The sequence below is a fragment of the Micromonospora arida genome (assembly GCF_003857035.1).
GTDB classification, from domain to species: Bacteria; Actinomycetota; Actinomycetes; order Mycobacteriales; family Micromonosporaceae; genus Micromonospora; species Micromonospora arida.
Window position 1 is genome coordinate 1 of record NZ_QGSY01000245.1, and the last position, 14,237, is coordinate 14,237.

At 71.8% G+C, this 14,237-nt stretch carries 12 protein-coding genes and 1 pseudogene; 8 read left to right on the top strand and 5 right to left on the bottom strand.

Annotation, left to right across the window (positions count from 1 at the left end; all coding sequences use genetic code 11):
* The 4 genes from DLJ58_RS24640 to DLJ58_RS24655 form a co-directional block, all read left to right on the top strand.
* Positions 1-687: amino acid ABC transporter permease (locus tag DLJ58_RS24640; protein ID WP_208741309.1), on the top strand; the 687-nt coding region annotated here is incomplete at its 5' end.
* Positions 684-1,553: an amino acid ABC transporter permease gene (locus DLJ58_RS24645; RefSeq protein ID WP_124859725.1), complete on the top strand. Its 870-nt coding sequence runs from the start codon at positions 684-686 to the stop codon at positions 1,551-1,553. The genes DLJ58_RS24640 and DLJ58_RS24645, both read left to right, overlap by 4 nt.
* Positions 1,550-2,569: an asparaginase gene (locus DLJ58_RS24650; RefSeq protein WP_124859727.1), complete on the top strand. Its 1,020-nt coding sequence runs from the start codon at positions 1,550-1,552 to the stop codon at positions 2,567-2,569. The genes DLJ58_RS24645 and DLJ58_RS24650 overlap by 4 nt, the downstream gene beginning before the upstream one ends.
* Positions 2,566-3,309 carry a copper homeostasis protein CutC gene (locus DLJ58_RS24655; protein ID WP_124859729.1) on the top strand — a complete coding sequence of 248 codons (744 nt, stop codon included), beginning with the start codon at positions 2,566-2,568 and terminating at the stop codon, positions 3,307-3,309. The genes DLJ58_RS24650 and DLJ58_RS24655 overlap by 4 nt, the downstream gene beginning before the upstream one ends.
* Before the next feature lie 117 nt (positions 3,310-3,426).
* Here DLJ58_RS24655 and DLJ58_RS24660 read toward each other — a convergent pair whose 3' ends face one another.
* From DLJ58_RS24660 to DLJ58_RS24670, 3 genes are all read right to left on the bottom strand, one after another.
* The gene (locus tag DLJ58_RS24660; RefSeq protein WP_124859731.1) at positions 3,427-3,963 is read right to left on the bottom strand and encodes a hypothetical protein; all 537 of its coding nucleotides are present in this window, start codon (positions 3,961-3,963) and stop codon (positions 3,427-3,429) included.
* A 105-nt stretch (positions 3,964-4,068) separates the two neighbouring features.
* Complete coding sequence (locus tag DLJ58_RS24665) at positions 4,069-5,760, bottom strand: SulP family inorganic anion transporter (protein ID WP_124859733.1); 1,692 nt, start codon at positions 5,758-5,760, stop codon at positions 4,069-4,071.
* Positions 5,757-6,095: an ArsR/SmtB family transcription factor gene (locus tag DLJ58_RS24670; protein WP_124859734.1), complete on the bottom strand. Its 339-nt coding sequence runs from the start codon at positions 6,093-6,095 to the stop codon at positions 5,757-5,759. Before DLJ58_RS24670 ends, DLJ58_RS24665 begins: the two co-directional genes overlap by 4 nt.
* Positions 6,096-6,273: 178 nt before the next feature.
* Here DLJ58_RS24670 and DLJ58_RS24675 point away from each other — a divergent pair, with 178 nt between their 5' ends.
* From DLJ58_RS24675 to DLJ58_RS34935, 3 genes and pseudogenes are all read left to right on the top strand, one after another.
* Positions 6,274-7,605 carry an AAA family ATPase gene (locus tag DLJ58_RS24675; RefSeq protein WP_124859736.1) on the top strand — a complete coding sequence of 444 codons (1,332 nt, stop codon included), beginning with the start codon at positions 6,274-6,276 and terminating at the stop codon, positions 7,603-7,605.
* Positions 7,586-7,897: pseudogene (locus DLJ58_RS35195) on the top strand (RloB family protein); the annotation flags it as partial. The gene DLJ58_RS24675 and the pseudogene DLJ58_RS35195, both read left to right, overlap by 20 nt.
* Before the next feature lie 25 nt (positions 7,898-7,922).
* The gene (locus tag DLJ58_RS34935) at positions 7,923-8,210 is read left to right on the top strand and encodes an RloB family protein (RefSeq protein WP_279635907.1); all 288 of its coding nucleotides are present in this window, start codon (positions 7,923-7,925) and stop codon (positions 8,208-8,210) included.
* Positions 8,211-8,251: 41 nt separating this feature from the next.
* On the opposite strand, the gene DLJ58_RS24690 is transcribed toward DLJ58_RS34935, so the two are convergent.
* Positions 8,252-10,702, bottom strand: coding sequence for a glycoside hydrolase family 2 protein (locus DLJ58_RS24690; RefSeq protein ID WP_124859742.1), 2,451 nt, complete (start codon positions 10,700-10,702; stop codon positions 8,252-8,254).
* 113 nt (positions 10,703-10,815) lie between these two features.
* Here DLJ58_RS24690 and DLJ58_RS24695 point away from each other — a divergent pair, with 113 nt between their 5' ends.
* On the top strand, positions 10,816-11,835 hold the full coding sequence (locus DLJ58_RS24695) for a LacI family DNA-binding transcriptional regulator (protein ID WP_124859744.1): 1,020 nt from the start codon (positions 10,816-10,818) through the stop codon (positions 11,833-11,835).
* Between the two features lie 6 nt (positions 11,836-11,841).
* Here the strand turns inward: DLJ58_RS24695 and DLJ58_RS24700 are convergent, their stop codons facing one another.
* Positions 11,842-14,214: a GGDEF domain-containing phosphodiesterase gene (locus DLJ58_RS24700; RefSeq protein WP_124859746.1), complete on the bottom strand. Its 2,373-nt coding sequence runs from the start codon at positions 14,212-14,214 to the stop codon at positions 11,842-11,844.
* Positions 14,215-14,237: the final 23 nt, after the last annotated feature.

Below are 14,237 nucleotides of genomic sequence, written 5' to 3' on the forward strand. Positions count from 1 at the left end.
CCCTCGGTTCCGCCGACGGCTCCCGAGCAGCCTCTCGTACCGATGGAAGCCCTCACCGCCCACCTGAGCGAGCTTGGCCACGGCCTGGTCACGACGGTCGAACTGACCGTCGTGACCACCGTCGGCGCGATGCTGCTGGGCATCGTCGTGGCCACCCTGCGCATCGCCCCCGTCCCGCTGCTGCGCGCCATCGGCACCGCGTACGTGGAGGTGTTCCAGAACCTGCCGTTGCTGGCGCTGCTGGTGCTCTTCGTGTTCGCGCTGCCGACCATCGGCATCACGTTCCCGCTGTTCACCTCCGCCGCGATCGTCATCGCGGTGTACGAGGGGGCGTACCTGGCCGAGGCGATCCGCGCCGGGATCAACACGGTCGGTGTGGGCCAGGCTGAGGCAGCCCGAGCCATCGGGCTCACCTTCGGCCAGTCCCTGCGGCACGTGATCCTGCCGCAGGGACTCCGGGCGGTGATCCAGCCAATCGGCAACATCTGCATCGCTCTGCTGATGAACACCTCGCTGGCCGCCGCCGTCGGCGTGGTCGAGCTGACCCAGGCGGCCAACACCGTGAACCTGGTCGAGGCTCAACCGATCGCCGTGTTCACCGGCGCGGGCCTCGCCTACATGCTGCTGGCGCTGATCATCGGTCAGGTCACCGGCCTGCTCGAACGAAGGCTGGCGATCGTCCGATGAACAAGACGCAACAGATCCTCTTCGACGAACCCGGCCCGCGCGCCCAACGGCGGATCCGGATCGCCACAGTGCTGGGCGCCGTCGTCCTGGCCGGTGCCCTGGTCGCGGCGGTCTACCAGTTCGCCAGCCACGGCGAGTTGGCCGCCGCCCGGTGGGAGCCGTTCACCACCTGGCCCATCTGGCGGTACCTGCTCAACGGCCTGTGGGCCACGCTGCGCGCCGCCGCCGCGACCGCCGTGCTGAGCGCCGCGCTCGGGCTGTTGCTGGCGCTCGGCCGGCTGTCGACGCATCGACCGCTGCGCTGGCTGGCCGGCGCGTACGTGGAGATCTTCCGGACCGTCCCCACCCTGCTGCTGATCTACGTGACGCTGTTCGCACTGCCGCAGTACGGGCTGAACTTCCCGCTGTTCTGGAAGCTCGTGGTGCCGCTGGTGGTCTCCAACTCGGCGGCGTTCGCGGAGATCTTCCGGTCCGGCATCCTGGCACTGGACCGCGGGCAGACCGAGGCGGGCCTCGCGGTCGGGCTGCGCCGCGGGCAGGTGATGGCGTTGGTGGTCCTGCCGCAGGCGCTGCTCCAACTCGCCCCGTCCCTGGTCAGCCAGCTGGTCGGGCTGCTCAAGGACACCTCGCTCGGCTTCGTGGTCAGCTACACCGAGCTGCTCTACAGCGGGCAGGTGCTCTCCTCGTACACCCACCTGCTGATCCAGACGTTCCTGGTGGTGGCGCTGATCTACCTGGTGGTCAACGCCTCGCTGTCGAAGTTCGCCCGCGTACTCCAGGCCCGCAACGGCCGCTTCGGAGGCCGGCGCGGACGGCGGACCGCCGAGCTGCCCCCACCACTCCTCGAAGGGAACACCCCCCGGTGACCATCTTCCGCTACGCCGAACTGGCCCGGGTCGTGCGCAACGGCTTCGTGGAGAGCCGGCACTACGGCAGCGTCGTGGTGCTCGCCCCGGACGGAACTGTCGCCCTCGCCGCCGGCGTACCCGACGAGCCGGTGCTGCCCCGCTCCACCCTCAAGCCGGTGCAGGCACTGGCCTGCCGGATCGCGGCGGGCGACGAGCTGACCGGCCCGGCGCTGGCCCTCGCCGCCGGCAGCCACACCGGCGACGACCGGCACGTCGAGGTGGTTCGGACGATGCTGACCGGGGCCGGCCTGACCGAGGACGCGCTCGGCTGTCCGGTGGACTGGCCGGAGGACGAACCGACCCGGGACCGGCTGATCCGCGCCGGCGGACAGCGCGACCGGATCCGGATGAACTGCTCCGGCAAGCACGCCGCGATGCTCGTCGCCTGCGTCGCCCGGTCCTGGAGCACCCACGACTACCTCGACCCCGACCACCCGCTCCAGCGGGAAACCGCCGCCGCCGTCGCCCGGCTGGCCGGGACGCCGATCGCGCACCACGCGGTCGACGGCTGCGGGGCACCGCTGTTCGGCCTGTCGCTGACCGGCCTGGCCCGCACCTTCCAGGCGTTGGTCACCGCTCCCGCCGGCAGCGACGAGGCGCTGGTCGCGCAGGCCATGCGCCAGCACCCGGAGTACGTCGGCGGCTGGAACGGGCACCCGAACACCAACCTGATGCGGGCGCTGCCCGGCGTTCTCGCCAAGGGCGGGGCCGAAGGCGTGCTCGCGGTGGCCGCACCGGACGGTCACGCGGTGGCGGTGAAGGCGATCGACGGTTCGCCCCGAGCCACCACCGCCATCGCCCTCGCCGCCCTCGACGCCGTGGGCGTACCGGTGGGTGGGGCCGACGCGCTGCGCCAGGTGCCGGTGCTCGGCGGCGGCGTACCCGTTGGTGCCGTCACGGCCGTCATCGACTGGACCCCAGCATCGTCTCGGACCGAAGCGGCATCGCCTCGCACGGAAAAGGAAGAATCATGAACACATTCGAGATCTGCATCGACAGCGTCGAGGGAGCGGTCGCCGCCGAGGAGGCCGGCGCCGACCGGGTGGAGTTGTGCTCCGCGCTCTTCGACGGCGGGCTGACCCCCAGCCTGGGCACCATCGAGACGACAATGCGCGCGGTCAGCCGGATCCGGGTACACGTGATCGTCCGCCCTCGGGCCGGCGACTTCATCTACTCGCCCTTCGAGATCGAGGCCATGGAGCGGGACGTGCGGGCCGCGGTGGCGGCCGGAGCGCACGGCATCGTGATCGGCGCGTTGACCGCCGAGGGTGACGTCGACGTGCCGACCACCCGCCGGCTGATCGCCGCCGCGGGCGACGTCAGCATCACCTTCCACCGGGCGTTCGACATGACCCGCGACCCGCACGCGGCGCTGGAGCAGCTGATCGAGCTGGGCGTGCACCGGGTGCTCACCTCGGGTCAGGAGGTCAGCGTGCTGGAGGGTGCTCCGCTCATCGCCGACCTGGTGCGCCGGGCCGCCGACCGGATCGTCATCATGCCGGGCGGTGGCATCACCCCGCGCAACATCGCCCGGATCGTCGAGGCGACCGGTGCCGACGAGTACCACTTCGCGGCCCTGGTCAGCTCGGACAGCCCGGCCGTGCACCGCAACCCCGCGCCGCTGATGGGTGGCAGCCTGAACCGGCCCGAGTACGAGCGTTCGGGCACCTCGGGCACCCTGGTCGGCCAGGTGCTCGCCGCCGCCCGCGCCTGACCGACAACACGTCCTGACCAGCGGCGGGCCTGGAGGAAGACCTTCGGGCCCGCCGCTCACGGGTGTCCACCGACGGGCCGGCACCGCGATGTCACCCCGGTGTGACGGCGACCGGCCTCAGTAGCCCAACAGGGCGATGAGCAGCGAGGACACCGCGGCGACCAGGAGCACACCGCCGGTGCCGAGCCCGACCACCGCGCTCACCGTCACGGCGCGGGCCCGGGCCACCGGCACCGCCGCGACGGCCACCACGGTGACGAGTGCGGCGACCACGTAGATCAACGGATAGTCGATCAGCGCCGCAACCGGGAAGAGGTGCACGCCCACAACGAGGGCGACCCAGGGGGCGGCCAGCTCATTGCGCCGCAGCAGAGCGAGCACCCCCGCACCGACCGCGGCGACGCCGAACTCGATGCCGACGACGATGCCGAAGGTGGGGCTGGTGTCGGCGTCGAACGCCGTACCGTCCGACCAGTGACGCCAGGCGAGCAAGGCCCCGGCGGCAGCCGTGAGCAGGGCAAGAACCGAACCGGCGATGAGCACCGGCCGCCACGGCTTCGGGGGCGCCTCCTGCGCCCAACCGAACCAGCTGGTGGCGAAGAAGCCGAAAACGAACGCCGTCGCCGCCGCGTCCCGGACATGTTCGGTGATCATTGCGCTCCCCGCGATACCGCTGATTCGACGTCGGACTTCGCCGTTGTCGGCGGCGCTGTTGACGCCGGCCACGACGCGGTAATAGTGCCCTGACAGACCTACCGCTCAGTCGACGGGTACGACCGTCGGGTGGCCCACCGTGGAGAGCGCGACCACGCGGGCGTACCGGATCGCGGCCGGGGTGTCCGGGAAGACCAGCCCTTTGCGACGCAGGTCGTCAGCGACTCCGAGGGTGGCGAGGACCTGGTCGTGGGCGGGGGTGATGCCGGAGAGCAGGACGGTGATCCCGCGTCCGCGTAGCCGCCGGATCGCATCGCCGAGAACGTGCGCACCGGTGGCGTCCATGGTGGTCACCCGGGACATCCGCAGGATGACGACCCGGACGTCGGTGACCTCGGAGAGTTCGAGGAGGAAGGTGTGGGCCGCAGCGAAGAAGAGCGGCCCGTCCAGCCGGTACGCGACGATGTGCTCGGTGAGCAGCGCATACTCCTCGGCGCTGTGTTCCCCTTGCTCGAGGGGCACCTGTTCCAACCGGGCGCTGCGGGCCACCGCGCGCAGGGCGAGCACCACGGCGACGCCGACGCCGACCGCGACGGCGGCGACGAGGTCCCAGATCACGGTGACGGCGAAGGTGAGTACCAGCACGACCGCGTCACCCCGGGTGGCCCGGGCCAGCGCCCACAGCGAGCCGGCCTCCACCATGCGGACGGTGGTGGCCAGCAGCACCCCGGCCAGGGCGGCGAGCGGGATCCGGCCGACCAACGGCGCGGCGGCCAGCACGATCGCCGCGAGGGCGACGGCGTGGGTGAGGGCCGCCAGCTTCGAGGCCGCCCCGGCGCGGACGTTGACCGCTGTCCGGGCGATGGCGGCGGTCGCCGGGATGCCGCCGAAGAGCGGGGCGGCGAGGTTCGCCAGCCCCTGACCGAACAGCTCCCGGTCCGGGTCATGCCGCTCACCGACGGTCATGCCGTCGGCGACGGTGGCGGAGAGCAGGCTCTCCAGGGCGGCGAGCGCGGCGACGGCGAGGGCGCTGGGCAGCAGCACGCCGAGCGCGTCGAGGTCGAGGAAGTCGAGCGACGGCGCGGGCAGGCCCTGCGGTAGAGCGCCGATCCGGACCAGATCGACCGGGATGACCTCGGCGAAGACGGTGGCGGCGCCCACGCCGAGCAGCGAGAACGGCAGGCCGGGTCGCCACCGGGCGCCCAGCAGCATCAGCGCCGCGACGGCGAGGGCCACCGCGAGCGCGGCCGGCTTCGGGTGTACGACGAAACGGGCGACCGCGTCGAAGGCGACGGCCCAGACCTTCTCCCCGTGCGCGTCGCTGACGCCGAGTGCGGCGGGCACCTGTTGCAGTGCGATGACCACGGCGATGCCGGCGGTGAAACCCTCCAGTACCGGGGTGGGTAGGTAGCGGACGTACCGGCCCAGGCGGGCCACGGCGAGCGCGATCAGCACCAGACCGGCCATCGCCCCGACCATGAGTACGCCGGTGGTGCCGAACTGCTGCACCACCGGCACCAGCACCACGGTCATCGCGCCGGTCGGCCCGGAGACCTGGAGGTTGGAGCCCCCGAAGACAGCGGCCACCGCACCGGCGATCACGGCGGTGATCAACCCGGCCTGGGCGCCCAGCCCGGAGGTGACGCCGAACGCCAGGGCCAGTGGCAGCGCCACCACCGCCACGGTGAGCCCGGCCAGCAGGTCTCGGCGCGGTGAGCGACGGACGGCCGCCCAGTCGGCTCGGCCGGGCAGCAGCCCGAGGAGCCGCTCGCGGACGACAGGGATGGCGCCGCTCACCTGTCCGCGCCGGTGGCGCGCAGCTCGCCGAGGAGGTCGTCCCGGTCGGTGAGGACCGCACCGAGGATCCGCCGCCCGGCGGCCAGCAGGTCGGCCACGTCCGGGGTGCTGAGCGCGTACATGACGAGGGGGCCGTCGCGGTGTGAGGTGACCATCCCGGCGCGGCGCAGCACGGCGAGTTGCTGGGAGAGGTTGGATGCCTCGACCTCGATGACGGCGAGCAGGTCGCGGACCGGCTTCGGGCCGTCCTGGAGCAGTTCGAGGACCCGGATGCGCACCGGGTGCCCGAGGGTGCGGAAGAGTTCCGCCTTCGCCTGGTACAGCGGGACCGACATGAGCACCTCTCCCGATCGATACGAAGACTTTAGCAGTTGAAGAAGTCTTCAATCGCTGACCCGTAAGGGAGCAACCCGCCGTGGCAGCACTAGTCCGCAACGGGCTTTGCATCGCCTTCCCGTGGTTTACTCGCAGGGATGCGCTTGTAACACCCCACGAACTAGGGGCACACGGCTAATGCTGCTGAGTTTCCGCTTCGCCAACCACCGATCGTTCCGCGACGAGCACCAGCTCAACCTGACGCCCGTCTACGGGAACGGGGCCTCGGCCGACGAGCCGGCCCCACAGGCAGTCCAGGTCGTCGGCATCTTCGGGGCCAACGCCTCTGGCAAGTCAAACTGCCTCGGCGCGTTGGCGTTCATGCGGCAGACCGTCGTGGAATCCGACCGCGCGGTCGAGCCTGGTCTAGGTCTGCACCGAGAGCCGTTCGGGTTGGATCCGGAACTCGCCACCCAGCCGTCACGCTATGTCGTCGACCTTCTGCTCGGCGGAGCCCGGCACACCTACGGCTTCACGATCGATGACGACCAGGTGCTGGAGGAATGGCTCTACCACTATCCGGTCGGGCGCAGGCGGCGCGTGTTCGAGCGGGACGGCGACACCTTCTCTTGGGGCGAGGAGACGGGCCGACGTAACGACCTGGAGCAGATCGCCGGCATCACCGCTCCGACAGCGCTTTTCCTCAGCACGGTCGCCCGCTTTGGTCACAGCCGCCCCCAGTCGGACCCGGCAGACCCCCAGCCGCTGCACGACACCTACCGGTGGTTCTACCTGATGGGTCAAGGCACTGACCCCACCCCTGTGCTGTCCACCCTCATCCGCATCGGTCAATCGGACGCCGACGAGGTACGCCGGCTCGCTGTGGATCTGTTGCAGGCCGCTGATGTCGGGATTGTCGACGTCGTAGTTCTTTCGGATCCGGCCGACGACCATTCCGCCTGGGCCGAGTCGTCGGCCCAGGGCATGAGGGCCCGGGTGAAAAAGGCAATGGCGGGAGCCCGGCGCCCACCGGTCATCCTGTTCAAGCATCAGGGACCGCACGGTCTCGCGCTGCTCGACCTACAGAACCAGTCGACCGGCACACAGCGACTACTGACCCTGGGCCTGCACGCCGCCACGATGCTGCGCACCGGTGCCACGATGCTGATCGACGAGATCGACGCCAGCCTGCATCCGGTGCTCACCGCGAAGCTCGTCAGCCTGTTCCGTAGCCCGCAGGCGAACCCCCTGGGCAGCCAACTCATCTTCACCAGTCACGACGCCGCCCTACTCGGCACCCTCGACGGGGAGGAGATCCTGCGCCGCGACGAGATCTGGTTCGTGGAGAAAGACGACGAGGGCGCGTCCTCGCTGTACCCGCTGACCGATTTCAGGCCCCGTAAGGAAGGCGAGAACCGTCAGCGTCGTTACTTAAACGGCAACTACGGCGCGGTTCCCAACCTGTCCACCGACCTGTTCGAACAGGCCCTTGCCAACCGTGGAGGCCCGAATGACGCCACGGCAGGGTAATCGGCAAGCCGCCGGCTCGCGGTCCGGCCGTGGCCGGGAGACCGACCTGCGACGACGCGCGTCGAACCGGGAACAACGGACAACCATCCTGATCGCCACGAACGGTGAATTGACGGAACGGGCCTACTTCACCGGCCTCAAGCAGGAGGCGTGGGTACGGCCCCGGGTGGTCGTCGTGGCAGAACGCGGCTCGCCGGTCAACGTGGTACGAGGTGCGGCACGACGCCGTCAACGCGACGACTTCGACGAGGCATGGGCCGTCTGCGACGTCGATGAATTCGCCACGGAGCAGGCGGCCCGCGAAGCTGGCGCCACCGATGTCAAAGCTGGCCTGGTCCAATCCCTGCTTCGAGGTGTGGCTGCTGCTCCACTACAGCAACCACACCAGGTTCGTGGAGAACGCCAAGCGGGCCCGCGACCTGTTGCGCGAACACAACCCTGCCTGGGACAAGACCGCGCTCGACTTCGCCAACTTCCGCGACCGAATTGAGGACGCCTGCCGACGGGCTGATCGGCTTGACCCGCCCCCGGAGGGCAACCCGTCCACTTCCGTCGGCCAGATCATCGCCGCGCTACGCGATGATCGTGCCCGAACAGGGACGTGATCGGCTCGCCCCATGAGCCTCTGCTCGTAAGCGGGGTCGGCTTAGCGTTGGCGGATGTCGTTGACGCAGCGCAGCACCGGGCGGCTGGTCAGTGCCGCCGGGTCCAGCGCGGTGTGCGCGCGCACGGTGAAGATGGTCGACTCGCCCGGCAACAGGGTGACCAGGGCTTTGTCCACCTCCGCGGAGGCGTCGAGGCGGTCCGCGAACAGCGTCAGGTCGCGCAGCACCGTGCGGGCCGTGACCCGGACCCGCTGCCCGCCGTCGACCGGCTCGACCGTGGCGTCCCAGGCCGCCGCCGGCCAGTCCACCTCCCGGTCCTCGGCGAAGAACCACAGGGCACGCTCCGCGGTGCCACCGGCGTCCGCGACCAGCAACTCGCGCCGGGCATCCTCCGGCCGCGCCAGGTCCGCCGGCAGCGCCAGCACCACCGAGGAGTACGCCGGGACGTCGAGGTCGACCGAGGTCTTCGCCCTCGGCTCCCCGGTGAGCGTGAACCGGGTGACCGCGGCCGTCGCGGTCCATGCCTCGGCGGTCTCGTTGACAGCGACCAGGGCCAGGCCTCCGTCGCGCGGTTGAACGGTGAGCAGCCGGTCGACGTACGCGTGGCGCAGCGCGTACCACAGGGGTTTGCGGCGGCCGTCGCCGTCGACGGCCGACCAGGAGGTCACCGGCCAGCAGTCGTTGAGCTGCCAGACGATGGTGCCGGCGCAGACGTCCCGGTGGGAGCGGAAGTGCTCGACGCCGAGCTGGATCGCCCGGGCCTGGTTGAGCTGCGTCAGGTAGTGCCAGTCGTCGAAGTCCGCAGGGGCGGGCAGGTGCGCGTCGAGGCCCCGCTGGAGTTTGGCGTCACCGCCGGCCGCCTTCTGGTGGTGCGCCATGCCCGGTGAGTCGTGGGCGAGGGGTGCGTCGCTCAACGCGCGGCGCAGCGTCGCGTACGCCGGTGGGGCCTGGTAGCCGAACTCGGCGACGAAGCGCGGGACGTACTCCCGGTACTTGGTGTAGTCGTCGGTGTTCCACACGTCCCAGATGTGGGTGGTGCCGTACGCCGGGTCGTTGGGGTGGATCGCCTCGCTGCCCGACCAGGGGCTGCCCGGCCAGTACGGGCGGGTCGGGTCCAGCTCGCCGACGATCCGGGGCAGCACGTCGAGGTAGTAGCCGCGCCCCCAGGTGCGCCCCGCGAGGGCCTGCTGCCAGTCCCAGTCGTGCCAGCCCCAGATGTTCTCGTTGTTGCCGGTCCAGAGCACCAGCGACGGGTACGGCGCGAGCCGGGTCACCTGCTCGGCGGCCTCGGCGGCCACCTCGGTGCCGAACGGCTCCTCCTCGGGGTACGCGGCGCAGGCGAAGAGGAAGTCCTGCTGGACGAGGAGACCACGCTCGTCGGCGAGGTCGTAGAAGTCCGCCGACTCGTACCGGCCGCCGCCCCAGACCCGCAGCAGGTTGACGTTGGCCGCGACCGCCTGGTCGAAGCGCTCGGCCAGGCGGGCCCGGGTGATCCGGGTGGGGAACACGTCGTCCGGGATCCAGTTGACCCCGCGGACGAAGACCGGGACGTCGTTGACCGACAACGCGAACGGGGTGCCGTGTTCGTCGGGTGTGGTGTCCAGCCGAACGGAGCGGAAGCCGATCCGGTGCGACCAGGTGTCCAGGGTGTCTCCGTCCGGTGCGTGCAGGGTCACCTCGATCGGGTGGCGGGCCTGCTCGCCGTACCCCCGGGGCCACCACAGCGCGGGCTCGCGGACGGTGAGGGTGAGCACGGCCGTGCGCTGCCCGGCCGGGACGACCACCTCGGCGCGGGCGCCGGCCACGGCGGCGCGGACGGTCAGCGGGACGTCCGCGACCCGCTCGACCTCGACGTGCACCTCGACCCGGCCGTCGCGACCGTCCATGGTCACCAGTGGACGGACGGTGGCCAGTCTGGCGGTCGACCAGGCGTGCAGGCTGATCTCCTGCCAGATACCGGCGGTGACCAGCGTCGGCCCCCAGTCCCAGCCGAAGTTGCAGGCCATCTTTCGGATGAAGTGGAACGGCTCCGGGTAGGCGTTCGGCCGGTCGCCGAGCCGCTCCTGCTGTGCCTCGGCGTAGCGGTACGCGGAGTCGAACGTGACCACCAGGTCGTTGTTCCCGTCGCGCAGCAGCGGTCGGACGTCGAACCGGTAGCCGCGGTGCATGTTCGCGGTGCGGCTGACCTCCACACCGTTGAGGGTGAGCGTGGCGACGGTGTCCAGGCCGGCGCAGACCAGGTCGACACGCTCGTCGTCGCCCGCCCGGTGGACGACTGTGGACTGGTAGACCCAGTCGGTGCGCCCGATCCAGGCCACCGCCCGCTCGTTGTCGTCGAGGTACGGGTCGGGGATCAGCCCGGCGTCGAGCAGGTCGGTGTGCACGCAGCCCGGCACTGTCGCCGGCACGGACCGGCCGGCGATCTCCTCGGGCACCTGCGCTCCGGGGGCCGCTCGCACTGTCCAACCGTCGTAGAGTGCCTGTCGGCTCACGATTCCACCGCACCTTCCCGCATCGAGAGATGCCGTACTGAACCGGATAAGCTGAGCTACGGTACGGTCCGGAATCCGGGCTGTCAACGGCCAGAGAGCGAAGGAGCACGCCGGTGAAGCGGCCGACCATCGCCGACGTCGCCCAACGCGCCGGGGTGTCCAAGGGCGCCGTGTCGTACGCGCTGAACGGGCAGCCCGGCGTCTCCGAGGCCACCCGGCAGCGCATCCTGGCCATCGCCACGGAGATCGGCTTCAGCCGCAGCAGCGCCGCCCGCGCCCTCTCCGCCGCCACCGCCGGGGCGATCGGCCTGGCCCTGTGCCGACCGGCACGGACCCTCGGCGTCGAGCCGTTCTTCATGGCGCTGATCAGTGGCGTCGAGGCCGAACTCTCCTCCCGCTCGTACGCGCTCACTCTCCAGGTGGTGGCCGACCCGGACGCCGAGATCGCTGTCTACCGGCGCTGGTGGGGCGAACGACGGGTGGACGGGGTGCTCGTCTGCGACCTGCGCACCGACGACAGTCGCATCCCCGCACTCGAACAACTGCAACTGCCGGCGGTGGTGATCGGCGGCCCCGGCGGCACCGGTGAGCTGGCGAGCCTCTGGTCCGACGACGCCGCCGCGCTGACCGAGACGGTGGAGTACCTGGTCGCGCTCGGGCACCGGCGGATCGCCCGGGTCGCCGGCCTGCCCGACCTGCGGCACACCGAGATCCGCACCGAAGCCTTCGCGGCGGTCTGCCGGCGGCTCGGTCTGGTCGACGCGGTCACGGTCTGGTCCGACTACACCGGCGAGGAGGGCGGCCGGGCCACCCGCCGGTTGCTCAGCTCGGCCAACCGGCCCACCGCGGTCGTCTACGACAACGACGTGATGGCCATCGCCGGGCTCTCCGTCGCCCAGGAGATGGGCCTGACCGTGCCCGGCGATCTGTCCATCGTGGCCTGGGACGACTCACCGCTGTGTCGCCTGGTGCACCCGCCGCTGACCGCGCTGGGCCGGGACATCCCGGCGTACGGCGCGCACGCCGCCCGGCAACTGCTCGCCGTCGTCGCCGGGCAACCGGCCGGGCGGGTGCAGGACGAGACGCCCCACCTCACGCCACGCGGCAGCACCGCACCGCCCCGGGTGAGATGAACCGGTTCAGCGAGAGGCTGAGGGAAACTCCTCGAAGTACGCCTCGACCCGCTCGGCGGTCGCCGGACGGGCCAACGCGAACCCCTGCCCGTACCGGCACCCACCCCGGCGCGCTCCCTCAACCTGGGTCGACGACTCCAACTCCTCGGCGACGATCTCGACGCCAAGCCGCTCGCCCACGTTGACCACCACGTCGATCAGCGGCGGTTGCCCGTCCGGTCGTGCGCCCACCAACTCCGGGCCCACCTTGAGCAGGTCGATCGGCAGGCGGCGCAGCTGGGCCAGCGAGGCGTGCTCGGCCCGGAAGTCGTCCAACGCGGTGCGTACGCCCAGCGACCGGAGCCCGGCCAGCCGAGCCACCACGGTCGACAGATCACCGGCGACCCTCGGCTCGCTCACCTCCACCACCAGTCGCTCCGGCGGCACCCCGTACGCGGCCAGCACTGCCGCGAGGCGCTGAACGAAGTCGGGAGTGGTCAGCTCCCGGGTTGTCACGTTGACCGCCATCCACAGCTCCCGAACACCCACCGACCAGTCGGACAACTGCCGGCAGGCCCGGTCCAGCACCCACCACTCCAACTCGCCGACCAGATCCAGGTCCTCGGCGACCGGAATCAACTCGGCCGGGAGGACAGTGCCGAGCACCGGGCTGCGCCACCGCAGCAGCGCCTCCGCGCCCACCGGCTGCCCGTCGGCCAGGTCGACCACCGGCTGGTAGACGAGGTCCAGCTCGCCGCGCGCCACCGCACCGGGCAGCTCGCGCTCCAGGTCGAGCCGGCGCACCAGCTGTTCCTCCAGAAACGCGTCGTACCACTCCACCCGGTCCCGGCCCAGCTGCACGGCCCGTCGTCGGGCCAGTTCGGCCTGCCGGAGCACGTCCGCCGGCCCGGCGCCGCTCACCTCGGCCAACCCGATGCTCGTCTGCACGCGCAGCATCGCGCCGGCCAGCCGGTAGGGCGGGCCGAGCGCGCTCAACAGTCGGGTGCCCAGCGCGTACGCCAGCACCGGGCCGGCGGCGGTGACCACCGCGAACCCGGTACCCGTGCACCCGGTGACCAGATCGTCGGGGGCGATGACCGCGCGGGCCCGGTGCACCGCCTCGGCCACCACGTCCTCCCGGGCCGTCGGGCCGAACCCCTCGGTGCCGTGCAGGTCCACCAGCAGCAGCGCGCCGGCCGGCGCCGGAACGTCGCCGATCGCGGCCAGGGCGTCCAGCAGGGCAGCCCGGTCGCCGGGGGTGCCGCTCCCCGCCGCGGGTCGCCGGTTGAGACCCGACCACGCGGAACTGTGATCAGGCGACCAGGTCGAGCCGGCACCCATCGCGGTCGCCGCGCCCTCCGAAACGCCGAGGGCCCGCTCGGGCGGCGGCTCCGGCGTGCCCGGCCAGCGGCCCGGAGCCGCACGGCGGTGCCGCAGCGAACGGCCGGCCGGTCGCCGATGAGCGGCCCGCCGAACGGACGTGGACGTGTCGCCCGCGCGCAGCAGCTCGCGCAGCACCAGGGGCGGCACCGCCGCCAGGGCCAACAGCACGCTCGTCCGATCCGGTGCGCGGCCGGCTCCCAGGTGCAGACCCGATGCCAGCAGCAGCACCGCCGCGGGCAGCACCGACCGGGGCCAGGCAGCGGCGACCGGCTCCACCGACTCCGGGTCGTCCGCCGCATCCGCCGCGCCGACCGCGACGAGCAACATCCCGAACACCAACGGGGGTACGGCCAGCAGGGCCGCCCGGCCGGCCGGCGCGGACGGCAACGCGGCCAGCAGCACCAGCCCGCCCACTGTGAGCAGGACACCGCCCCGGCAGAGCGCCGTACCCGAGCGCCGACGTGGCCCCGCGAACGCGTTCAACGCGGCCATGCCCAACCCGCCGAGCGTCAACGCGGCGACCAGCCGAACCGGGACCGGCAGGCCGTCGGGGGGCAGCAGCAACCAGCCGGCGAGGGCCAGACCGAGGGCCGGGCCGGCCGACTCGACCAGCCACCGCAACCGGACCGAAGCCGCCGGTCGCGATCGGCCGGGGAGCCGGTACAGACCGGCCGTCGAGAGAGCCGCCACGACCAGCGACCCGATCAGCACGGGGAAGGTGTGCCCGATGCCGGCCAGGGGCAGCACGACGGCGGTGAGGCCCGCCGCCACCACCGCCGCGTCGAGCAGCACCCCCGCCGCACGCGGTGTCGGATCGGTGCCGCGTCGGGAGGCCAGCCGGGACAGTCGCAGCCCGGCGAGCGTGGCGCCGGCACCGGCGGCCAGCGCGATCACCACCGAGGGCGGGAGCAGGTCGACGGAACCGGCGAGGAAAAGCAGCGCCACCGCCACGGACGTGGCGGCCTCCGGTGCCGCACGGCGGGGGACGAGGACGCGGAACGGGTACGCGAGGAGCACGGCGGTCGCCTTCGTGAGGGGGC